Raw genomic sequence first — 22,399 nt, 5'->3', positions numbered from 1 at the left:
CTATTACACTCTTCAATTAACATAAAAATTAAATACCTTACAAAAGCGACTCAAATCAAAGCCCTTAAATAACAAAGAATGTGCTATTAATTTAAGTTGATTTCTCAAAAGTTTCTCCGTCAACTGAAGAGGTGCAAAATGTTAAAATCAATTTTAGTACTAGGAACAGGTATTGCTATTGGCATGTGCGTGTACAAGAAGAAGCAAAAAAACAGTAAGAGCTTTAGTACCGATAGCGATACTGACTCTTTGATTAGTAAGGATAATAATAAAAATAAAGATGATAGTTCACTCGACAATGCTGTACAGGTTTAAAGTTAAATAAAGGGGGTTCATACGTAGACCCTTTAAATATAGTCTTATAAATTAAATTTACTTAAAATAATGAAGCTTTTTTATAAGCTAGTTTAATAATAACTCCTATTTTAAATAATTATTTCACTATTCATTTAATTATTAAATAAATATGTTTAAAACAAAAAAAACACTTCAAATGCTAAATTTTACATGTTGTAGCAAAACACCCTTTATTATTTTTAATGTTAAGAATAAAAAAATGGAGACTAAAATGTCTAAACGTCATATTTTAAAAGAAGTTAATGCAAAAAGTATGTGTGGTATGGAAATCGTGGTAGAGCAAATTTTTGAAAATGCGCTTGAAAAAAATTTGGCTTCAACCGCAATAGAGCAAAACTGGTTACCGCTTTCCAAGATTGTGATTTCAGACAAAGTCATCAATTTAGATCAAGACAATACTTTTGCTCATCCAAGAACAGGTAAAGTTTTTAAAGTCTTAAACTCTTAAACGATTTGGTTTTAACATGAATATAAAAGAAATGATTGAGGCGAAACACTTAACTGTTTCGCCTCAATCAGTTTTATGGATTAGTTTTCTTCTTTAAAAATAGTTTCTCTGCGGCTCCCAATACAAAAATAAAGAAGACCGGCACGAAAAATACAGCCAGAATAGTTGCAGAGATCATACCTCCAAATACACCAGTCCCTAGAGCATGCTGAGTTTCTGAACTCGCACCACTTGCAATTACCAACGGAATTACACCACAAGTAAAGGCAAGGGAAGTCATTAAAATTGGACGTAAACGTAACTTCGCTGCCGCAACCGCCGCTTCAATTAAGCTCATACCCTCTTCTTTAAGCATTTTTGCAAACTCAACAATTAAAATCGCATTTTTGGCAGACAAACCAATAATAGTAATCAGACCAATTTTGAAGAAAATATCATTTGGCATTCCTCTTAACATAATGGCCAAAATAGCTCCAAAAATACCTAAAGGAACAACCAACATAACTGAAAGTGGAATTGACCAGCTTTCATAAAGTGCAGCTAACACTAAAAACACGACCAACATCGATAAAGCAATAAGAAATGCCATTTGCGATTCAGACTGTTTTTCCTGCAAAGAAATACCCGTCCATTCATAGCCAATGCCTTGAGGAAGCTTAGCAATCAATTTTTCCATTTCTCGCATTGCATCGCCTGAAGAAACTCCAATATTAGGAACGCCAGAAATACTTAATGAAGGGCGGCCATTATAGCGATTATATTGCTGCGGTAACTTGTTCCACTGCGGAGTGACCACCTCAGATAAAGACACCAGTTGTCCATTTGCACCAGCAACTTTCAAGCTCAAAATATCTTTTAAATGCATACGCGATTGTGCATTGGCTTGAACAATGACTTGTTGCATACGCCCCTGATTTGGGAAGTCATTGATATACATAGATCCCATAGAAGTCGAAATAATATCTGAAACAGAAGCAAAGCTTACACCTAAGGTATTTAATTTCTCACGGTCTATTTTCAAGCTAATATTGTCGCCTTGTGGCAGACCTTCAGGGTAAACCATATAAAACTTTTTGTTTTGAGCCGCCATTTCCATGAGTTTTGTTTGTGCTGCGATTAAAGCTGGCATTCCTAAATTTGCTTTATCTTGTAAGCGCAAACTAAAACCTGAAGAGGTACCTAATTCATCAATGGCTGGAGGAAGTACTGACATCGTTGTACCTTCCTTGCTTTTCGCCATTTCTGCATTAACGAAATTGGTATAGTCGGTCGTAGATTTATTACGTTCACCAAAATCTTTTAAGGTTGTAAAAGCGAGCGCAACGTTTTGACCAGCACCACTAAATCCCCAACCCATAATTGAAATATTGCTTGTTACATCGGACTGTTCATTTAAATGATCTTCAAATTCTTTAACAATTTTTTGAGTGCGTTCAGCAGTTGCATCTGAAGGCAATTGGAACGAAGTTAAAAACCAACCCTGATCTTCTTCAGGCATAAAAGCGGTTGGCCAATATCTCATACCAGCAAAAGTTAAACCTGTAATCACCACAAAAATGATGAGAGTCGGAATTGTATGCTTAACAACTTTTAGCAGAATAACTTCATACTTTTTTGTGACTTTATCAAAGCTTCGATCAAACCATGCGAAAAACCCTTTCTTTTGATGATGAGCATCAATTGGTTTTAGCAACGTTGCACAAAGTGCGGGAGTAAGGGTTAAAGCTAAAAATGCCGAGAATAAAATTGAAACCGACATGGTAATCGTAAACTGACGATAGATAATGCCGACCGAACCACTTGCCAAAGCCATAGGTAGAAATACAGCCGCCAACACTAAGGTAATACCAATAATCGGGCTGGTAATCTCTGTCATGGCCTTGGAGGTCGCTTCTTTGGGCGATAAGCCTTCCGTTGCCATAATCCGTTCAACATTCTCCACCACCACAATCGCGTCATCGACAATAATCCCGATTGCAAGCACCATACCGAACATGGTCAGCACATTAATTGAGTAACCTGTCAAAAGCATGATGGTAAAGGTGCCGAGCAGGGCAATTGGCGCTACAATCGCAGGGATTAAGGTGTAGCGAACATTATGAAGAAATACATACATCACAATAAAAACCAGCGCCATGGCTTCAAGTAAGGTATGAACTACTTTTTCTATTGAGATTTTAACAAAAGGTGCAGTGTCATAAGGAATACTGAATTGCATACCTTCAGGCAGGTTTGGTTTTAATTCATCAAGTTTCTGTTTTACTGCATCAGCTGTTTTTACTGCATTTGCACCAGGACTAAGCTGAATTGCCGCAGCCGTCGCAGGCTTACCATTTTCTAAAATTGCGAAGTTATATGATTGTGCGCCCATTTCTACATCGGCTACATCAGATAACTTAATATGAGCTCCGCTAATATTGCTCTTTAAACTAATGTTTTTAAACTGTTCAACTGTTTCGAGTTGACCTTGAGCAGATAAAGGCACTGTTATTAACTGCCCATTGACTAAAGGGCGGTCACCAAGCCGACCCGGTGCAATATCAATGTTATTGCTGCGAATCGCATTGTTTACATCACTAATTGAGAGTCCATAAGAAACCAATTTATTGGGATCCACCCAAATCCGCATTGCTTTTTCAGCACCAAAAGATTGAATCTTGCCAACACCTTCAACACGTTTAAGCTCTTCGACCACATTACGGACTAAATAATCACTTAAATCGACTTCTGAATAACGATGATTAGGTGAGTTTAAACCGACCAGCATTAAAAAGCCCGAGGATGATGCTTCGACTGCTAAACCTTGTTGACGAACAACTTGCGGTAAGCGGGCTTCAACCGCTTTAATCTTATTCTGTACGTCAACTTGAGCCATGTCGACATCAGTACCCGGTTTAAACGTCGCAGTAATTTCAGCAGTCCCTGACGAATCAGTTGTAGCGCTATAGTAGAGTAAATTTTTTACTCCAGACATTTCCCGTTCAATGAGCGTAATAACACTATCATTAATTGTTTTAGGAGTAGCGCCAGGATAGCTTGCCGTAATATTCACCTGAGGAGGTGCAACACTTGGAAAGCGTGCAATAGGCAACTTTGGAATACTCAGTACACCAAATAAAATAATAAAAATTGCAATTACCCATGCAAAAACAGGACGGCGAATAAAGAATTGAGACATCATTTAGCATCTCCTTGCTTCACCGTATTTGCTGCCGAAGCGGCTTTCCATGCTGAAATCGCTAGCTTTTGGTTGGGCTGAATACGCTCAATCCCTTCAACGACAACTTTATCTCCAGCATTTAGACCTTTATTGATGAGATAAAATTGTTGATATTGTTGGCCTAGCTCTACAGGGCGTACATCTGCACTACCTTTGGCATTTACAACATAAACTTGTGGGTCGCCGTTCATATTGCGCTGAATAGCTTGTTCCGGAACAAGTAAGGCCTGAGGAACAGAGGCGCGTTCAATGTTGACGCGAACATACATGCCTGGTAATAATTTTCGCTCAGGATTAGACACTTCAATACGGATAGTGACATCACCTGTTTCAGGGTCGACATTAATATCTTCAAAAAGCATTTTTGCCGATACGTTATAAGGCTGTCCCAAACTATTTAAGATTTGTACACCTTTTTGATTGTTGGCAGATAACTCACCACTTTGTAAAGCTTCCTTTAAGCGCTCATATTCACCAATAGATTGTTTTACATCGACATAAACACGGTCAATTTGTTGAATGGTAGCCATTGTATTGCTATCAGCTTGGCTGACTAGAGCACCTTCGGTCACAAACGATTTACCAATACGGCCTGAAATTGGTGCTCGTACTGTGGCGTACTGTAAATTTAGATTTTGACGAGCCAGCAAGGCTTTCATTTGGGCAACATCTGCAATCGCTTGTCGATATTGCGACTCGGCATTACTTACTTCTTGCTTACTAATTGCGTTGCTTGGTAACAGTTGTTGATAGCGCTCAAGTTGTACTTTTAAACGATTAACTTCTGCTTCTGCTTTATTTAGGCCAGCTCGATTACTATTTACATCAGCTTCAAAAATTTCCGAGTTTATTTTATATAAAGGCTGTCCAGCCTTGACTTCACTACCTTGGGTGAACAGAACTTTTTCAACAATACCGCCTACCTGAGGACGAATTTCGGCTGTACGGAAAGCCTGAACACGTGCAGGTAGATTTTCACTAAAGTTCACAGACTGTGGCTGAATTGCTAAAACGGTGACTTTAGCTTCTTGCGCTTGTGCTTGATCTGTCGCTTGTTCTTTACCACAGCCATGCAAAACAAGACTAATTGAGAATATGAATGGAACTAAAAAATGCTTCTGCACTTTTGTAACACCTAATGGACTTCTAGATGCTTGCATTATTTTTGATGTGTGTGTAACCAAAATCACTAATATGTGGAAAAAGTGTGGAGACTTAAGAAAAAATGCGCGTATCATAAATCAAATTTTTATCGCGTTTTATTGCTATGTTTGAGTCAACCTTTACGTTTAATTGTCAGGATAAGCTTATTCTTGTGGTTGAAGATGACTATGATATTGGCGATATAATTGAGCATTATTTAAAACGTGAAGGCATGCGTGTTGTACGTGCCATGAATGGTAAACAAGCCATTGAAATACATACAAGTCAACCTATTGATTTAGTCATACTCGATATAAAAATGCCCGAATTAAGTGGATGGGAAGTTCTAAATAAAATTCGGCAAAAAGCAGCCACACCTGTAATTATGTTGACTGCTTTAGATCAAGAAATTGATAAAGTCATGGCTCTAAGAATTGGGGCAGATGACTTTGTTGTAAAACCATTTAATCCCAATGAAGTGGTTGCACGCGTACAAGCAGTATTACGGCGCACCCAACAAAATCAGCAAATGTCTAACCGAAATCTGATTTATAAAAATATTGAAGTAAATACCGAAATACATACTGCCTATATATATTTAGATAACAAGCAACAAGCGCTTAATTTGACCCTAACTGAATACAAAATTTTGCTGTTGATGCTACCTCATCCACATAAAGTTTTTACCCGCTCGGAACTGATGAATCATTGCTTACCAGATCGAGATGCTCTTGAACGTACTGTTGATAGCCATGTCAGCAAGCTACGAAAGAAAATGGAAGAGCTAGGTTTAGAGAACATGCTGATTAATGTTCGTGGAGTAGGCTACCGTTTGGATAATCCGCATGAAAAATAAAACCGGCATTAGTAAACAACTGATTATTGCACTTAGCTTTACGAGTCTAATTGTTACGTTGAGTTCGCTCATATTAGGTTATGGTACTTATTATGTTGCGATCGAAGTCGGTCTTATTTCTCTTAAAAAATTAAAAGAGAGCGATGAGTTTTTTCACTACTTAGACGGCATATGGCTGTTCGCCGTACTTCTATTTGGTACGGCATTTTCCATTATTTTAGGAATTAAGCTTGCTCAACGTTTTATTGTGCCAATTAACCTACTAGCAGATGCAGCAAAAAAAATTAGTCAGGGTGATTTAACTGCACGTGTAGAAAGCTCTATGCATCATACTTCTGAAATTGCTGAACTCATGCATAATTTTAATGATATGGCACAAAAGCTTGAAACTTCTGTACAGAACGCTCATGTCTGGAATGCTGCGATTGCACATGAGCTAAGAACACCTGTCACCATTTTACAAGGACGGCTACAGGGTATTATCGATGGTGTTTTTAAACCAGATCCGGTTTTATTTAAAAATTTACTGAGTCAAGTTGAAGGCTTATCAAACCTTGTGGAAGACTTACGCACTTTAAGCCTATTTGAAAACCAACAACTCAGACTTAATATTGAAACGATAAATTTTAATGAGACTGCCTATAAAGTCGTGCATATGTTTCAAGAAAAATTACAGACTGCTCAACTTAAAGTAACTTTCAATATTCAGGCACCAGAAGTGAAGTGCGATCATAGACGAATAGAACAAGTTTTAATTGCTTTACTTGATAATGCCACGCGATATGCAAATCCGGGCAAGTTAAAAATTTCAACCCAATGTGATCAACAGTATTGGGTTTTAGAAATAGAAGATGAAGGCCCAGGCATTTCAGCTGAGCATCATAAAGAATTATTTAATCCTTTTTTTCGGCTTGAGCAGTCAAGAAATAAAGAATTAGGTGGAACTGGTTTAGGGCTTTCGGTTGTACAAGCGCTAGTGATTGCACATAAAGGAAGGGTAGATTACATCAACGAGAACTCACATAGCATTTTTAAAATCAGCATACCTCAACAAGAGTCAAATGAAGTAACTTAACGTTTTGATTAACAGAATTTGCATATATTGACTCGTGATTAATCTGAAAATGCGTTAAGTTATTTATAAATTTTGAAGTAAATACTGATTTTTTATGATAATTGAGATAGAAACCCATCCACTACAACCATTTTTACCTGAAAATGCTCGTTTACTAATGCTAGGGAGTTTTCCACCACCTCGTAATAAATGGAAGATGGATTTTTATTATCCAAATTTTCAAAATGACATGTGGAGAATTTTTGGCCTAATTTTCTTCAAAGATAAAACCTATTTCTTAAGTGAAAATCAAAAAACATTTAATGAAGAACGTATCCGAGAGTTTTTAACTGAAACAGGTATTGCTATTTTCGATACGGCTTATCAAATTAAACGGCTCAAGGGTAATGCTTCCGATAAATTTCTGGAAATTGTGGCTCCAACAGACTTGGCTGCTTTACTTCAGCAAATTCCTTTGTGCCAGACAATTATGACGACAGGCGATAAAGCAACTGATACCTTAATTTCGGTTTTACCTGAAAATACGGAAAAACCTTTAATTGGGACATCAACATCAACTTACTTTGCAGACCGCAATATTGATTTATATCGGTTACCATCTTCTTCTAGAGCATATCCATTAGCACTTGAGAAAAAAGCAGAGGCCTATCAACAATTCTTTAATAAAATCGGATTCTTGTAATATTGAAAAATTACATCATCCATTCAATAGGTAGGTAAGAAACAGCTTTAATCATTGTTCGTTGAAAGCGGCTAGTTCCCGGGTCTTTATTATATTCAATCACTTGCCCATTCGACTGATAATCGAGCCAGACAATTTGTCCTTCGCTATTTAATTTCAGTTGATAGGCCACTTGAGTTAAGTGTTGATCTAACATAACGGAAATTTGGGTTTGTAATTGATTAGACTCAATCACTAAGCCAACTTCGGTATTTAAATAGGTAGAGCGGGGGTCAAAGTTAAAAGAACCAATAAATACTTTGCCGTCTACATCAAAAAATTTAGCATGCAAACTGGATTTATTTTTACCTTTTGCTGGTATAACGCTACCCGTTACGATTTCGTACCAAGTTCTACGCCGCCGTTCTAGCACAGGTTTAAACTCATAAAGCTCAACACCATTTTTAAGCATTTCTACGCGGTATTGACTATAAAAAGCATGTACGATCGCAACATCATTTGCGGCAAAAGAGTTGGTTAACGCGCGAACTTTAATTCCTTCAACTCGTAGTTGTTTTAAGTAATATGTACCTTGTTGGGTTGGTACAAAATAAGCCGAAGCTAATTCTAAATGCTGCTTAGGTTTACCCATAATAGACATGACTTGCCCATATAGCATTTCATGTTCAGTTGCTGTTCCTAAAATCTTCTTGGGTGAGTCTGCCACAAAGTGTGCTTTAGACCACTGAATAGGATTATGCTCTAAAAGCTCTTTTAAATAACTCTGGGCATCATAAAGCTTATCTTCTGTGAGGCTTTGGCCTTCATGATGTAATTGTTCATAATGCTCTCTTAGAGCTTTTAAATGATACTCAGCACAAGTTCCAATAATATCAGTTGCATTTACACTTAAGGTACTTTCCCAAAAATCAGTAAATACAGCTTGGGCATGTCTTACAGCATCTCCATAGAACAAAATATCCATATCAGTAAATTGAAACTTACTGCTTGCTTCAAAGTATTCACTACTAATATTTCTACCGCCTGTTACTGCAATCGTGGCATCCGCAATAATAAGTTTATTATGCATGCGGTGATTCACTTTTTTGAAGCGAAAAATATAATCAAATATTCTTAAGTATCTAAATTTATAAGGATTAAAGAGTCTGATTTCAAAGTTGGAGTGCTGTAAAAGACTTCTTAATATGCCATCAAGCTTTATACCGTTTTGATCATCAATTAACAGTCGAACTTTTATTCCTCGATCTGCCGCTTTAAGTAACTCATGCAGAATCAGGTTACCTACAAAATCATTAGTCCAAATATAATATTGTAGATCTATGCTTTCCTTGGCATTTCTAATGACATATATACGTGAGGCGATACTCATAAATGCATCATCGAGGGCTACAAAGGCGGTAAGACCCTGACGCGTTTTTTCTTCTGCTGCATCATCATTCAACCAGCTATTTGTCTTTATCACTATATCTTTCTCATTAGGATCGTATCTATCTGTATAAGAAGGTAAATCAGTAAAACCCCAAGCACTTAAGGCCATAGTACTATATTGCTCGTACATCTGATGAAATTTAGTCATATATTTTGGTTAACATTACCAATTTGACTATTTTTTGCATATTTTTATGAAACTAAAAAGAAAGCGGAAAAAATAGAAGTGAAGCTTATCTTTTACAATGTAAAAAATACACCTATATAATTAATATATATAAGTTTTTTAATTAAATCTCTTTAAATACTCAAGTTGAATTTAATAGTTGTAAAATAAAAATTCAAAATAAAAGGGGCATAATACTTTGATAATAATTCATAAATTAAGAAAAAATTGTAATTATACTAATCAATATAATAAAGAAAAATAAATTAATTTTTACCTCATCTTTAGAAGATTTTTCTAATGTTGTTATTTTATATATTATTTTTTAGTAAATTTTACCTTTCAAAAAAGACTAACCTTTAAATCCTTCTTTAAAGATTAGAATCACTAGCTATGAAAACGATAACTTTAACGACATTAAAAGCTATGAAAGAACAAAAACAAAAAATAGCTGTTCTGACTTGTTATGACTCTACCTTTGCTAAGGTCGCAAATAATGCAGGAGTAGACGTTTTGCTAGTTGGAGATACTTTAGGTATGGTATTACAGGGATATGACAGCACTTTACCTGTAACAACTGAACAAATGGTATATCACACTGCTTGTGTTAAAAGCGGAAATACTACCGCATTTATTATTTCTGATATGTCATTTATGACCTATGGAACGCTGGAAGATGCACTAAAAAATGCTGGCCTTTTAATGCAAGCCGGAGCACATATGGTAAAAATCGAAGGGGATTCATGGCTTGCTGAATCAATTCATAAATTAACTCAAAATGGCGTACCTGTATGTGCTCATATTGGATTAACACCTCAATCTGTAAATGTTTTGGGTGGATTTAAAGTTCAAGGTAAAACTGAAGACCAAGCAAAAAATTTAATTAATACAGCAAAGCATTTAGAAGAAGCTGGAGCAGCAATGCTGTTGATTGAATGTGTACCTTCTATTGTTGCAACACAAATCAGTCAATCAGTTTCTATACCAGTGATTGGAATTGGTGCTGGTGCCGATACAGATGCTCAAGTACTGGTCTTACATGATATGTTGGGTTTAAACGATAAGCCTGCAAAATTTGTGAAAAATTTCATGGAAGGACAATCAAGTATTGAGTCTGCTATTAAAGAATATGTTAAAGCTGTAAAAGAAGGTTCTTTCCCAAGCGAAGCACATCAATATATTTAGAAAATTGATTTAAACATAAGGGAAGATAATCAAAAGTTAAAAAAATGATTATCTTCTTTTTTTAAAATTGATGTAGTTAAGTATTTTGAAAGATGCTATTACCAACACTAAAAATTTATCGTTAAAAACCGAGACACACCACATCTTCAGTCCAAATACTGTGAATTATTTATCAATAGAATTTCACAACTACACATTAATTACATTTAGATATTTAAGAATCACAAGAAAACACATGTTTTGTATCATACTTCTTTAAAAGGCTGAGTAAGCAACCGACCAAGAAGGAAGGTAAAAAGGAGATAGGACATGCCCCAATATTTGATGATTGCTGAAAAGGTTTATAAACGATTTAAAGATCAAGATCTTTTTTCAAATATTCCCACCGAACAACTAAACAACTTAATAGCAGTGATTCGTAAAGAAATTAAAGACACCAAGTTTAAGCTTAAATATAACTTCATTGATTTTGAAGAGTGTCTAACCAAACCACTAGATCAGTGCGCCGTTAAAATTGATATTAGTTTGATGCCTAGTTATAAAAATAAAGATGAGTATATTTTATGGCTAGCAGGATTTATTGAAAGAATCACTACTGGTGGAGAAACTCGACTCCCGTCTATTTCAAAATTAATTCCCCCAGATTTTAAGTTTAATAGTGAGTTTGACCACCATAAAAATTCTTCAGAAACTGCACAGAAAAATGATGATGGTGAACTGATCATTAAGTATTTTAAATCGGAAGATTTTAAAAAAATGGTAAAAGAAAGAAAATAATTTAAAGAATATAGAAGTGTTTCCACCACACTTCTATGTATCGCTGTTAAAATTCAGCAACCGCCTTCTGGGGCGGTTTTTTTATTCAAAATTTTTTAAGTTGAGCTAATTTTTCACGGTTCTTGACGTAGAGCAGAATTCATCTCATGTCTAGTTCTACTTATATCTTCGTAAATAATTTTACGCATTCTGTTTATTCCACCTAAAGGCTTATGCTCAGATAAAGCATGCCACGGCGTAAAAGAGAGATTTTCACAAAATTGATTTTGCTCAGGTGTATCAAAGCTCTGTTTTGGTATATGAAGAGTCGCAACTTGGTAAAAGGGTGCTTCCGTTTCTTTCCACTCAGTCATTGCATCTTCAACTTGCATTTTATTTGAAGTTCTTGGCTGTATTAAAAATTCCATACAAACATCTTGCTTATGCAAAGTATCTTTTAAAGCATCTCTTAAAAAATTATGGCTTGGATGATCAGGGAAAGCTGGGGACACCGCCGAGCAATTTCTTACTGAATATTTAACAGCTTGACGGTCATTACCTAATCCTAATTGATAGGGCACCATAGACCAGTAACGTGCATAGAGTGGATTGGAAATTTTAGAATTACGAGCTCCTAAAGCATTGATTGTTCCTTTTAAACCTAGGGCAAAAGGAATGTGGAGTTTATTAAAGAACCCCTTATTGTTCACATCATGAATAAATGAAAGATATCTTTGACCGTCATTTACAAAAAAGACTGGATGATTGATCATGATAAAATCATGAGTTGTCGCTTCCTTTTCACTCTCTAAAATTTTGTCACCCGGTACACCCAAGACTTTTATAGCCATGCCGCGGGCATCTTTTTCAATATCTGCTTGAGAAGCATCGTTAGATGCATTTGAAAAGCGAATCCATGCCTCATAGCTTTTATCGGGAACAAATACACCTTTTGCAAGTTGAGTTGGAATATTTTTAAGTACATGAAACTCGGCACGAACACAGCCATGTGCTTTAGGATGTGCATCTCTTAAGGCTTTGCCGGGTGAGTATTCTTTTCGGATAGATTCTTCAATAACTGCGGATATTTGCTGAGCCACTAACTTTTCATTTGGTTGCAGCTTTTCACCCAAGTATGTATCTGGCTCAGGATAAGATTTCGCAATACTTGAAGAAATAACTGTAGGCTTATTATTTTTATGAAATGCTGTATCACTGCAACCACTTATTAATGATAAAGCTGGAGTCAAAAGTAACACTATTCTAAAGTGTCCCAACCGAGAAGGATTTGGCATTCATTGCTCCTTATTGCAAAGTCCACTTTAGAATTAAAATAATGTGTTAGGTTCATATTATTTTAATAATCATAATAATTATCTACTCTTCGTAGATTAAACTCAATTGTTACTTATCCAAACAATATAAATAAAATAATTATTTAATATAAGACTTCTTAAAGCCATTAAGAGCATTATGACATGATAAATAACTCACAAAATGTACAAAATAATTCTACGGTTTCTCCTCAACCCATTACTCAAAATATACTTATTGACAGGTTCAGTCCAAGCTATTGGACAATAGATGGCCCACAAAGTATGTCTTTTGCTATTACCAATTATGGCAATGGTTTTGAGGCAACTTTCCGCTCACGTATGACCACTGACTTAGCAGGTATTAGTTGGAACTCGTATGACACTAAAGATCATAAACTTTTAGCTTATGAAACTAAGTATAGCTATTCAGGGGTGATATGGGACTTTGACATTGAACTTTCATCCTCTATGCCTGTTTTAAATAACGAGTCATTAACGCCAACTCTAACTGTTTACTATAACGACAATGGGGTAGATAAAATCGCGTATATTGTTTTGTTCAACTACGCCAATAATCCATCTTCAAGATCTGCTCATATTCATATTAACTGGGATACAGTCAAAGCAGGTTTCTCGGCTACAGACAGCTTTCCAGTTACCAATATTCAGCGAATTTCTTTTTCAGCGTTTACAAGTAGCTATAACGCCCACTCATCATTGCCCTTGAGTCAGTCAGAAGATGGTTATATTCGTATTACCAATTCAGTCGTTACTGGTACAAATGCACAGTTAAATCTAAGCCGAGTGATTGTACCTCAGCATAATTATGGCTTATGTACTAGCTATGACGACCATTACGATCTGAATCCACAGCGAATAGTAGATAACATGGCTGCTTTGGGATATCACGGTTTTATTAATCATTACTGTGGTATGTCACATTATCCTGAAATGATCTGGAGAAGTGATATTAATAGATTCCAGATTCCAGACACACTCGTTACAGGACAAGATGTCGTTAACCCATGTACCCGTAAATGGCATGAGAAATATGCTCAAGCTCTGCATAATGCAAATATGCAACCCGTTTTTGGGGTAAGTTTTGAAATGTACTCGTTAGGAGCAAATGAGTTTTGGGCACAGCGCGACTGGAATAGTAATTTGGGTAAAACAGGCTACCAGCCTCCAAGTTATTTCTTTAGTTTATGTGATCAAAATGCTTTGGCATACTTACACAAAGTTTTTATTGAGTTCGCAGATACCTTGGTGACGGGCGGGTGTGATGTCAACATGCAAATTGGTGAGCCTTGGTGGTGGTACAACACGGATACGAACTTACCATGTGTCTATGACTATCCAACTAAGTTAGCTTTTAATGCAGATACAGGTTTATATGCGCCGGACTTGGGGACAATTTATGATGCAATGAATAAGACTGGAACGCCGTACGATGAGTTTAAGTCATGGTTACGAAATAAATTAGGACAAACATGCCAAGATATTCGAACAGCGATTAAAGCAAAATATTCAAATGCTCAAGTGTGTCCATTAATCTTTTTCCCATCTATCCGTTCTCCAATACAGACCTTAGCAACTTATATCAACTATCCAAGTGAATACTATTCTTATCCAAATTTTGATTACATCATGACGGAAGCCTATGATTGGCTTTTAGAAGCGAAACTAGATTTAGCTCATCAGGCTGTTTCACAAATACCAACTCAAGATTTAGGCTACCCTGTAAATAAAGTGGCTTATTTATCAGGATTTGTACCAGATGCATCTATTGCTTATATCTACGGGTTCGATAAAAACAAACCATATCGTACACCGATCTGGCAACGGATTTTTGGAGATATGCAAAACAACTTATCGCTTGGTCTGATGAAGCAGTTTATCTGGGCATATCCACAAGTGATGTTTGACTCGATTACGATTGATACTACTCAAGCTCCAGATGCCTTTTTTGTTGAAAATACGCTATATACACCTATTAGTGATAACACACCATATCCACCAGATATTTACCTATAAGTAAAGATAAACTACTTAATATATAAATAATTTAATCAGAAGCCTCTTAACATAAGAGGCTTCTTGTTTTTGAAAAACATGCTTGCCTAGACGTACTTGACTGGCTATGCTGTGATGGATTGTCATGAAAGCCAATTTAATTTAAGCAAAATTAAGCTCTTGTATTACCAATATATAATCTATTTTGCTCGACTATAAATACCGAATGATTTAAAGGAAACCCAAAGATGAAATCTCGTGCAGCTGTCGCCTTTGCCCCAGGAAAACCTTTAGAAATTGTTGAAGTTGATGTTGCACCACCTCAAGCAGGTGAAGTTCTCATAAAAATTACTCATACAGGGGTATGTCATACCGATGCTTTTACACTATCTGGTGACGATCCTGAGGGTGTTTTCCCTGCGATTTTAGGTCATGAGGGCGCAGGTGTTGTGGTTGAAGTGGGTGAGGGCGTAACAAGCGTTCAGCCGGGTGATCATGTTATTCCGCTTTATACTGCAGAATGTAAAGAATGCTTATTCTGTAAATCTGGAAAAACAAACCTATGTGTTGCCGTACGTGCTACACAAGGTAAAGGTGTAATGCCAGATGGAACTACACGTTTTTCATATAATGGTGAGCCGATTTACCACTACATGGGTTGTTCAACTTTTAGTGAATATACGGTAGTTGCTGAAGTATCTTTAGCTAAGATCAATCCTGAGGCGAATCACGAGCAAGTTTGTTTACTTGGATGTGGCGTGACGACTGGTATTGGCGCCGTGCATAACACAGCTAAAGTACAAGAAGGTGACTCGGTTGCGGTATTTGGCTTAGGAGGTATTGGCCTAGCTGTTGTACAAGGTGCACGTCAAGCAAAAGCAGGACGTATTATTGTAATTGACACAAACCCAGATAAATTTGAACTTGCTAAACAGTTTGGTGCCACAGATTTCTTAAACCCTAAAGATTATGATCAACCTATTCAGCAAGTGATTGTAGAAATGACAGGCTGGGGTGTAGATCATTCATTTGAATGTATTGGTAACGTAAACGTTATGCGCTCGGCTCTAGAGTGCGCACATCGTGGTTGGGGACAATCCGTTATTATTGGTGTAGCGGGTGCAGGTCAAGAAATTTCGACACGCCCATTTCAGTTAGTGACAGGCCGTAAATGGTTAGGTACTGCTTTTGGTGGTGTGAAAGGCCGTACACAACTTCCTAAAATGGTCGAAGATGCGATGAAAGGTGAAATTCAACTTGAACCATTTGTGACTCATACTATGCCTCTGCAAGACATTAACGAAGCTTTTGATTTAATGCATGAAGGTAAATCAATTCGTACTGTCATTCATTTTTAAAAAAGAAAAAGGGCTGTGATTCAGCCCTTTTTTATGACTTATAGTTTTATATCTTAGAGGGCATTACCACACATGTCAGTTGTACCTTGAGGATAGCTAAACTGTAGCGCATTACGGTCAGTAATGAGTTCACTCGACAACTCTTGGCCAAATAGTTGGTTAGAATATATTGCTATACCACTCATAATAGAAAAATGTATATTCTCAAGTGGAGCTGGTAAAGTAGATTGATAGCCCTGATCAACACCATTTAAAATAAAACCGACCTGCTTAGTATTCTGGTTGATATAGATGCCTAAACGTTGATATCCATTTATATTATTTGTCATATTTTGACTCTTGAAGTATCGATGATCAGGTCCGCTATTATCACTAACTCGATAGGCTACAGAATAATTTAAAGTAGGAGGGTTCTCACCAAAGTCTGGATCATAAGTTCCCGTATGAAAACCGTAGTTTGATCTAACTGTGTAACCATTATTTGTTACACCTGTAAAATCAATATTAGAGATATAGGAGGAGTTGCCAACTGCTATTGTTGGGACTTTAAGCTCCATTTCAAAGGCAATGATACCTGTATTCTGTATATAGAAATCTCCAATATCATTATTTGAATTAAGACTAGCTTTACTTCTAGCTACATAATCTACGTAGTCGTACTCATTTTCTAGTATAGGATCTACTTTAAAACCAAATTTTTGACCATTTATCAATGGAAATATTTTCATAGGAAAATAATCAGAGTGTTCACTATTCCATAAATCATAATCTTCTTGAGTCGCGTCAAAATTATATTTGCAGACTGGGGCAGAAGAATTAAGAGAGGTAGCTTGAGCCAAAAGGATTTGAGGTGCTAATTTTTCATTCTTTGTAGTCGATGAAATGCTTTTAGACGCAACTTTTTGGTAAGATTCATTACGCGGTGCTGTATTGGTCCTATCAGGGTATACCTCATACATAGCCCAACATAATGTCACTGCACTAACAGCAATTATACCTATTTTTTTCATAAAATATTCCTAACGAGTAAAGTGTTAAATTTTTAGAAAATAGTGTTAAAGTAAAATTTATTATTAATATTTATGATTTTAAATTTTATTCTATTTAATCACGATTCAATATGATTAATCATATTGAATCGTTACAGTAGCCATTGCACGTACTTTACCAGCAGTCACATTTGTTGCTGTTTGATAGTAACGAGCAGTCAATGGCACGTTATATTCAAAAGTTTGATTTGATTTCACTGTTCCCAACTCTAGTTTATCGCCTGTACCAATAAGCTGATTCTTATTTTGATAATTCCATAAAAGTTGAACCCCAACACCATTTGCTTTAGTTGCATTTGGTTCAAGATTTTTTAAAACTTGGGTATTAGTGCCATCCTGTTGATAATCAAAACTCAAGCTAATGAGGTTTTTCTCTTCATAGCCAGTAGGGTTGATACCACCATTACATAAAATATTTAGATCGAATGACTGGTCGCCTTGGGTTGAACCAACACCTTTAAATCCTGCTTTTGTAACAGTTGGCAACTGTACCTGTTTATTAATAGCACCGCGCCATTCGCAAGAAGAAGAAGCGATTGTAATTGCATTGCCATGTACAGTACTGGTTAAAAAAGGGCGATCACTTCGATTTCCGGCATAATAAGTACTATAAACACCAGGGACTAAAGTTCCAGATCCAGTGTTTTCAGCTGTTTTCACAATTTCTACAACAAAATAACCTTCAGCAAGAGTAATACGAGTACTTGGGACACGACGAGTATAAGGATAGTAACCAGAAAAATTTCCGGCATTAAATGCCTCACGATAAAGACGAATACCAATTCCTGGGATATTTGTTGAGTAGATGCTATCCCCAAGTATGCTAATTGGGTAATTTTGTAATAACTGAGCAACCATCATATCCGAAGAATTACAGGTATACATTGTATAAGGATCTGGTCTAATCTCAAAAAGTGATTTAACTAAAACTTTACCTACAGGATCACTTGGTCGAACCACAACTCGTCCAACCTGCATTGGAACATCAATTGTTCTGAAACCGCTACTAGTCGTACATGATGCTTGAGCACCTGTATTAATACAAAAACCTAATACTACTAAAGCACCACTATTTAAAAGTAATTTTTTCATTTGCAAACAGCCTCAGTCATTACCACGCTTTGTTGCTTATTTTGCAACTGGTTACTCACATTGTACTCAACCGAACAACGCTCATTGCTTTCATCACCCCATTTTACATAGAGGCGATCTTGAGCTTGTGGGGTACGTAAGTAAATCATACTACCTTGTGCAACAATACCTACAGCTTCGTCTTTTTGGTTAAAGACTTGTGCTGCAAACGGCAAGCTGTTGCCATCTACAGTTTTACTAGTAATATAAACTGCATAACCAGTTTTGGTTGCAAAGTCCACTTTAGCAATTGCACCAGCAAACGGTGCAATTCGTTGACTCGTTTCTTCAAGTTCTACTTTGCTAGACATTTCTTGAGGATCAAGCGTAATGTCATTAAGACGGTAAGGAGTAACATATGGGACTACTGCATAACCCGCTTTGTTAATACTTAGACCCACTGTATTACTTACTTTTGCTCCTGCTGCTTCAGGTGCGTGAACAAGTACCATCGTTTGTCCTTGTTCAGGGCCAAACAAAACACCTTCTGAGTGGGCAACAACACTACCAGTTAAACTAACCATTGCTTGTTGGTAAGAATCAGCCACACTATAAGAACCACCAACAGTTGTATAGTTGGTACGATAACGACCATTTACGTTAAATGATGGATTTGTATAGTCTTGATGCGACATTGAAGCACCATAACTAAAGCGATCACCCACCATACCACTTGCACCCACTGTACGACTATCTTCAGATGCAGTAATGTTTACATTGACTGAATTCTTTTTAAAGTTCATTGGGAAAGATAGTGTCATCAAGTACTGAGTATCACGTGATTGAGTGTTTGAACCATATTCAACTTGACGGTTAATCGCAGATAAGCCATAAGTTAAACCATGGTAATTATTGCTATAACCAACTTGATATTGTGTAGTAGTTTCACTACGGTTCCAATAATCGACCCATGAACCTACCATGTAGAAGTTACCCCAACCTTCAGGAAGACCTTGGTTTAAGGTAATTTGGAATTCACTACGTTGGCGACCAGCAGCGTAAGTATTGATCCCTTTGTCTTCTAAATCACGAATAAGCAGGGCATCACGTAATTTATAGAAGTTTTCTGTTGAGTAGCGATAAGCTGCAAGTGTTAAATTTGTATTGGTTGGAGAAATTAACTTGCTATAACTTAAACGGAAACTTTGACCTGATTGTGAAGCTTGTTTTTCAAAGTCCGCTTCAGAGTGGGTAACGTCAAATGCAACAGCACCAATAGGGGTTGCAAAAGCAGCACCTAACAATAAAGCTGTATAATTTTCAGAAGCTTGAATTCCAGTATAACCCGTTAAGTAGTTGTTAATACCTTGTTGATATTTACCTTGAACTACCCAAGGATTAAGATCAATATCACGATCACGGAATTGACCGACTGTTAATGAATAACGGTTCACGCCGGGACGTAACATCTGTACAACAGATGCATAAGGCACAGCAAATTTTTGTATTTCACCATTTGCTTCAATAACAGTGACTTCAATTTCCCCACCAAAACCAGTAGGGTATAAGTCGTTAATTTCAAAGTTACCCGGTGCTACTGTTGTTTGATAAATCAGTTGACCTTGTTGGCGAACTTCAACTTTTGCGTTGGTTTTCGCATTACCACGAATACGTGGAGCATACCCCAACATACTGTTCGGTAGCATTCGGTCATCACTTGAAAAATCGATACCACGGTAACCATAAGAGTCAAATACTTCGCCGTTGGTAAAGCTATCACCAAGTGTTAAAACGCCGCGATATTTAGGGAATGCTCGCTGTAAATAAGTACTGGTTTCTTCGTAACTTGATTTAGACTGATTTTCAGCAGGAGTGTCTTGCCATTGCCACTGACCATTATGGCGTAATTGCCAGCCAGCTAAATTTAATCCGGCTGTAATCCCCATAAATGCATTTGACGTTTCACTTCTATCGTTAGAATTAGTAAACGTTTTATAAGCACTACCATTATAAGATAAAAAGCCTGCATTAATGCCGCGATCCCATACACTTGGGTCAACATAACCTTGAGCATTTTTTTGTAATGCGACTTGTGGAATTGAAATATCTACACGTAAGCGAGAGTTATCAAACTCATAAAATGCGTTTTCTACCCATTCTTCGATTTTGTAACACGTATTATTTTCTTTTTGAAGCGGAGCATGCTTAGATAAAACCTCTTGCTTTACGCCGTATTCAAGAAGATTCATTCCTGTAAAGCAAGTTACAGCATTTTGTGTTGGATCTACTGCTTTAAACACCATGCGACGTTTACCAAACCATTGACCATTTACATATACGTCAACGTTATATTCGCCTGGTAAAACAGGATTACCGTATTTAAAACGAGAAATATCAACTTTTTTTGCATCGCCAATTAAGAAAGCAGAATCAAACTCAGCTTCGACAGGAGCACTCGCAGCTGTTTCTTCAGCGTGCACGAATACAGGCATTGTCATTGTAACAACGCCAGAAGCCAAGTAATAACAAATATGGCGTTTTAATAATTTATAAGATTCTTGCCGTTTTTTTGGCATAGCTAAGTCCGCCTACTCACATAATAGGTGCTTAAAATTTATTAAAAATATAAATCTGATTATTGAAGTTTTATTGTGTGTTCGACTCGACCACCGTAGTCATTCACATTAATAAAACTCATATCCTGAACATTGCCATTCTTAAGCTGAACGGATGCATCAGAAAAAGGCTTAACCATTAGCCCTTCAGGTAATAAATCAACTTTTTTATCACCAACTTTCTGAAAAATAGAAGTCATTGTGATATGAAAAGGTGTTGGATTTTTTACCGTTAAGTTTTGACCAGATTTAACCCATTGAAGCTTATCTGCTGCTAAGTTCGCGTCATCTTTAATCGAAGCTGGACGATAGAAGAATTTAATACGTGAGCGAATAGCTAATTGCAGAAAATTATCAGGTGTCGTATCTGCACCTTTGGACGTTGGTCTTGGTGGAATATCCAAAACGTTTAACCATAAAACTGTTTCTTGCTTCTGATTTAACTGAGAAGCAGTAGGTAGGGCAGTAATACGAAAAGTCTGACTTTTGGTTGCTTCAACACGAGAAATTGGAGGAGCAATCATAAAAGGAACTTTTGATTGATCCGGAGTACTTTTTGGGTCGCCTTCATCAATCCAAGCTTGAACAAGAGCTGGTTTTGAACCGTTATTGCTAACTTGTAGCGTCACTTCACGAGCATCTGATGGATAAATTACACGAGTGCCATGAATTACAATTTCTGCATGAGAGGCAGGTGCGGCTAGCGCTGAAGCAAATGCCAAACCTAACAAAAAATTATAACTGTTCAATTTCATTTCTGGATTCTCAGCCAAGGAAGTTCAGGAAAGCGTACACAAAATAGGGCTTCTATAAAAATATAGAAACCCTATTGTCTATCAATTATTGATAGATAATTGTGTATTGAACAGAAGTGTTCACTTTACCAGCAGTAGAAGCGCCAGTTGCATAGTATTCAGCGTAGTAGTTAAGATCTGCACTACCAGCTGCAGCAACGTCAACCCATTGAGAGTTCGCTTGAGCACCATTTGCACCCGCAGCAAGAACTGGAATTACTTGGTTGTTGTTACCTAAAAGTTGAACATTAACGTTTTTAGCACCAGTAGCGTCTTGGTTAAGTAAACGACCAGTATTAAAGTCAACAGTTGCACCTGGTTCGAAATAAGTTGCAACTTTACCTTCTGAACAGTTAGCTAACTTGATTTGGAAAGGAGTACGACCAGCAACATTTCCAGCAGCAGCTAAAGTTTGTTTAGAAACAGTTGGAAGAGTAACTGTGAAGTCTTTACCAGCAGGTGTAACGATGTCACAAGTTTTGTCTGTTACTAAACCATTAATTGTAATTGTACCATCAGCCGCTTGAGCGTTCGCAATCCCTACAACTGAAAGAGCAGCGATCAAAGCAAGTTTTTTCATAGTGTTTTCTCAAAAAGTCTGGATAAAAGTTTAATCTCTTACTTTTCCAGAGGTTGGCATCTTGAAAAGTAATGCGGCGATACTAACATTTTTTCAACAAAATGCAAACCTCATCACACTATTTTTAAATAATAAGAAATAACCTGCTGTTTTGAGCTAAACTTAAGCATAGTTTTATCGATCTAATCAATTGTTTTAAAAGAAGAATTGTGTATTAATTAATGTATAAAAAAAATTACATAAGAGAAGTACTAGAAAGAATAGATATTTGAAAAAAAATCAATAAA

Annotated in this window: 18 protein-coding genes; 9 read left to right on the top strand and 9 right to left on the bottom strand. The window is 36.6% G+C overall.

The features are described 5' to 3' along the window. The first annotated feature begins 138 nt into the window (after positions 1 to 138). Entirely contained in the window at positions 139 to 315 is a 177-nt protein-coding gene (locus ACLCEG_RS01385) for a hypothetical protein (RefSeq protein WP_002049853.1), read from the top strand. 253 nt (positions 316 to 568) lie between these two features. Then, the gene (locus ACLCEG_RS01380; RefSeq protein WP_311071070.1) at positions 569 to 805 is read left to right on the top strand and encodes a hypothetical protein; all 237 of its coding nucleotides are present in this window, start codon (positions 569 to 571) and stop codon (positions 803 to 805) included. 73 nt (positions 806 to 878) lie between these two features. On the opposite strand, the gene ACLCEG_RS01375 is transcribed toward ACLCEG_RS01380, so the two are convergent. Together ACLCEG_RS01375 and ACLCEG_RS01370 are read right to left on the bottom strand one after the other, a co-directional pair. After that, entirely contained in the window at positions 879 to 3,986 is a 3,108-nt protein-coding gene (locus ACLCEG_RS01375) for an AdeB/AdeJ family multidrug efflux RND transporter permease subunit (protein ID WP_410565214.1), read from the bottom strand. After that, a complete protein-coding gene (locus tag ACLCEG_RS01370; protein WP_410565212.1) occupies positions 3,983 to 5,149 on the bottom strand; it encodes an efflux RND transporter periplasmic adaptor subunit in 1,167 nt (388 codons plus the stop codon). Before ACLCEG_RS01370 ends, ACLCEG_RS01375 begins: the two co-directional genes overlap by 4 nt. 143 nt (positions 5,150 to 5,292) lie before the next feature. Here ACLCEG_RS01370 and adeR point away from each other — a divergent pair, with 143 nt between their 5' ends. The 3 genes from adeR (at position 5,293) to ACLCEG_RS01355 (ending at position 7,781) form a co-directional block, all read left to right on the top strand. Further along, a complete protein-coding gene (adeR, locus tag ACLCEG_RS01365) occupies positions 5,293 to 6,024 on the top strand; it encodes an efflux system response regulator transcription factor AdeR (protein ID WP_191009917.1) in 732 nt (243 codons plus the stop codon). Further along, positions 6,014 to 7,099, top strand: a complete 1,086-nt coding sequence (gene adeS, locus ACLCEG_RS01360) for a two-component sensor histidine kinase AdeS (protein ID WP_410565210.1) — start codon at positions 6,014 to 6,016, stop codon at positions 7,097 to 7,099. Before adeR ends, adeS begins: the two co-directional genes overlap by 11 nt. 94 nt (positions 7,100 to 7,193) lie before the next feature. Beyond that, the gene (locus ACLCEG_RS01355; protein WP_019459150.1) at positions 7,194 to 7,781 is read left to right on the top strand and encodes a uracil-DNA glycosylase family protein; all 588 of its coding nucleotides are present in this window, start codon (positions 7,194 to 7,196) and stop codon (positions 7,779 to 7,781) included. Between the two features lie 10 nt (positions 7,782 to 7,791). Here the strand turns inward: ACLCEG_RS01355 and ACLCEG_RS01350 are convergent, their stop codons facing one another. Next, positions 7,792 to 9,357, bottom strand: coding sequence for a phospholipase D family protein (locus tag ACLCEG_RS01350; RefSeq protein ID WP_077168626.1), 1,566 nt, complete (start codon positions 9,355 to 9,357; stop codon positions 7,792 to 7,794). Between the two features lie 411 nt (positions 9,358 to 9,768). Between ACLCEG_RS01350 and panB the strand changes: the two genes are divergently transcribed. Beyond that, a complete protein-coding gene (gene panB, locus ACLCEG_RS01345; protein ID WP_151762468.1) occupies positions 9,769 to 10,560 on the top strand; it encodes a 3-methyl-2-oxobutanoate hydroxymethyltransferase in 792 nt (263 codons plus the stop codon). A 309-nt stretch (positions 10,561 to 10,869) separates the two neighbouring features. Then, complete coding sequence (locus ACLCEG_RS01340; protein ID WP_410565207.1) at positions 10,870 to 11,337, top strand: hypothetical protein; 468 nt, start codon at positions 10,870 to 10,872, stop codon at positions 11,335 to 11,337. Positions 11,338 to 11,450: 113 nt separating this feature from the next. Here ACLCEG_RS01340 and ACLCEG_RS01335 read toward each other — a convergent pair whose 3' ends face one another. Further along, on the bottom strand, positions 11,451 to 12,611 hold the full coding sequence (locus ACLCEG_RS01335) for a catalase family protein (RefSeq protein WP_410565205.1): 1,161 nt from the start codon (positions 12,609 to 12,611) through the stop codon (positions 11,451 to 11,453). Between the two features lie 183 nt (positions 12,612 to 12,794). On the opposite strand from ACLCEG_RS01335, the gene ACLCEG_RS01330 reads away from it, so the two are divergent. Both ACLCEG_RS01330 and ACLCEG_RS01325 read left to right on the top strand, forming a co-directional pair. Then, positions 12,795 to 14,666 carry a phage capsid protein gene (locus ACLCEG_RS01330; RefSeq protein WP_410565203.1) on the top strand — a complete coding sequence of 624 codons (1,872 nt, stop codon included), beginning with the start codon at positions 12,795 to 12,797 and terminating at the stop codon, positions 14,664 to 14,666. A 227-nt stretch (positions 14,667 to 14,893) separates the two neighbouring features. Then, positions 14,894 to 16,003 carry an S-(hydroxymethyl)glutathione dehydrogenase/class III alcohol dehydrogenase gene (locus ACLCEG_RS01325; protein ID WP_077165557.1) on the top strand — a complete coding sequence of 370 codons (1,110 nt, stop codon included), beginning with the start codon at positions 14,894 to 14,896 and terminating at the stop codon, positions 16,001 to 16,003. 53 nt (positions 16,004 to 16,056) lie between these two features. Here ACLCEG_RS01325 and ACLCEG_RS01320 read toward each other — a convergent pair whose 3' ends face one another. The 5 genes from ACLCEG_RS01320 to ACLCEG_RS01300 form a co-directional block, all read right to left on the bottom strand. Next, on the bottom strand, positions 16,057 to 17,013 hold the full coding sequence (locus ACLCEG_RS01320; RefSeq protein ID WP_410565201.1) for a DUF4882 domain-containing protein: 957 nt from the start codon (positions 17,011 to 17,013) through the stop codon (positions 16,057 to 16,059). Between the two features lie 114 nt (positions 17,014 to 17,127). Beyond that, on the bottom strand, positions 17,128 to 18,144 hold the full coding sequence (locus ACLCEG_RS01315) for a fimbrial protein (RefSeq protein ID WP_410565199.1): 1,017 nt from the start codon (positions 18,142 to 18,144) through the stop codon (positions 17,128 to 17,130). Beyond that, positions 18,141 to 20,699: a fimbria/pilus outer membrane usher protein gene (locus ACLCEG_RS01310; RefSeq protein ID WP_410565197.1), complete on the bottom strand. Its 2,559-nt coding sequence runs from the start codon at positions 20,697 to 20,699 to the stop codon at positions 18,141 to 18,143. The genes ACLCEG_RS01315 and ACLCEG_RS01310 overlap by 4 nt, the downstream gene beginning before the upstream one ends. A gap of 59 nt (positions 20,700 to 20,758) precedes the next feature. Next, a complete protein-coding gene (locus tag ACLCEG_RS01305; RefSeq protein WP_004701631.1) occupies positions 20,759 to 21,493 on the bottom strand; it encodes a molecular chaperone in 735 nt (244 codons plus the stop codon). Positions 21,494 to 21,578: 85 nt separating this feature from the next. Continuing rightward, a complete protein-coding gene (locus tag ACLCEG_RS01300; RefSeq protein ID WP_004701628.1) occupies positions 21,579 to 22,112 on the bottom strand; it encodes a fimbrial protein in 534 nt (177 codons plus the stop codon). Positions 22,113 to 22,399: the final 287 nt, after the last annotated feature.

It is taken from the genome of Acinetobacter sp. H1(2024) (assembly GCF_046557555.1).
Classification (GTDB): domain Bacteria; phylum Pseudomonadota; class Gammaproteobacteria; order Pseudomonadales; family Moraxellaceae; genus Acinetobacter; species Acinetobacter seifertii.
Note: the sequence above shows the minus strand (reverse complement) of the source record. Positions and strands in the feature narration are given on the sequence as shown.

Coding starts and splice junctions, on each gene's coding strand:
- adeR (WP_191009917.1), top strand. CDS start 5,293: ATGTTTGAGTCAACCTTTACGTTTAATTGTCAGGATAAGCTTATTCTT.
- ACLCEG_RS01335 (WP_410565205.1), bottom strand. CDS start 12,611: ATGCCAAATCCTTCTCGGTTGGGACACTTTAGAATAGTGTTACTTTTG.
- ACLCEG_RS01310 (WP_410565197.1), bottom strand. CDS start 20,699: ATGCCAAAAAAACGGCAAGAATCTTATAAATTATTAAAACGCCATATT.
- ACLCEG_RS01350 (WP_077168626.1), bottom strand. CDS start 9,357: ATGACTAAATTTCATCAGATGTACGAGCAATATAGTACTATGGCCTTA.
- ACLCEG_RS01305 (WP_004701631.1), bottom strand. CDS start 21,493: ATGAAATTGAACAGTTATAATTTTTTGTTAGGTTTGGCATTTGCTTCA.
- ACLCEG_RS01315 (WP_410565199.1), bottom strand. CDS start 18,144: ATGAAAAAATTACTTTTAAATAGTGGTGCTTTAGTAGTATTAGGTTTT.
- ACLCEG_RS01385 (WP_002049853.1), top strand. CDS start 139: ATGTTAAAATCAATTTTAGTACTAGGAACAGGTATTGCTATTGGCATG.
- panB (WP_151762468.1), top strand. CDS start 9,769: ATGAAAACGATAACTTTAACGACATTAAAAGCTATGAAAGAACAAAAA.
- ACLCEG_RS01330 (WP_410565203.1), top strand. CDS start 12,795: ATGATAAATAACTCACAAAATGTACAAAATAATTCTACGGTTTCTCCT.
- adeS (WP_410565210.1), top strand. CDS start 6,014: ATGAAAAATAAAACCGGCATTAGTAAACAACTGATTATTGCACTTAGC.
- ACLCEG_RS01355 (WP_019459150.1), top strand. CDS start 7,194: ATGATAATTGAGATAGAAACCCATCCACTACAACCATTTTTACCTGAA.
- ACLCEG_RS01300 (WP_004701628.1), bottom strand. CDS start 22,112: ATGAAAAAACTTGCTTTGATCGCTGCTCTTTCAGTTGTAGGGATTGCG.
- ACLCEG_RS01380 (WP_311071070.1), top strand. CDS start 569: ATGTCTAAACGTCATATTTTAAAAGAAGTTAATGCAAAAAGTATGTGT.
- ACLCEG_RS01325 (WP_077165557.1), top strand. CDS start 14,894: ATGAAATCTCGTGCAGCTGTCGCCTTTGCCCCAGGAAAACCTTTAGAA.
- ACLCEG_RS01320 (WP_410565201.1), bottom strand. CDS start 17,013: ATGAAAAAAATAGGTATAATTGCTGTTAGTGCAGTGACATTATGTTGG.
- ACLCEG_RS01375 (WP_410565214.1), bottom strand. CDS start 3,986: ATGATGTCTCAATTCTTTATTCGCCGTCCTGTTTTTGCATGGGTAATT.
- ACLCEG_RS01340 (WP_410565207.1), top strand. CDS start 10,870: ATGCCCCAATATTTGATGATTGCTGAAAAGGTTTATAAACGATTTAAA.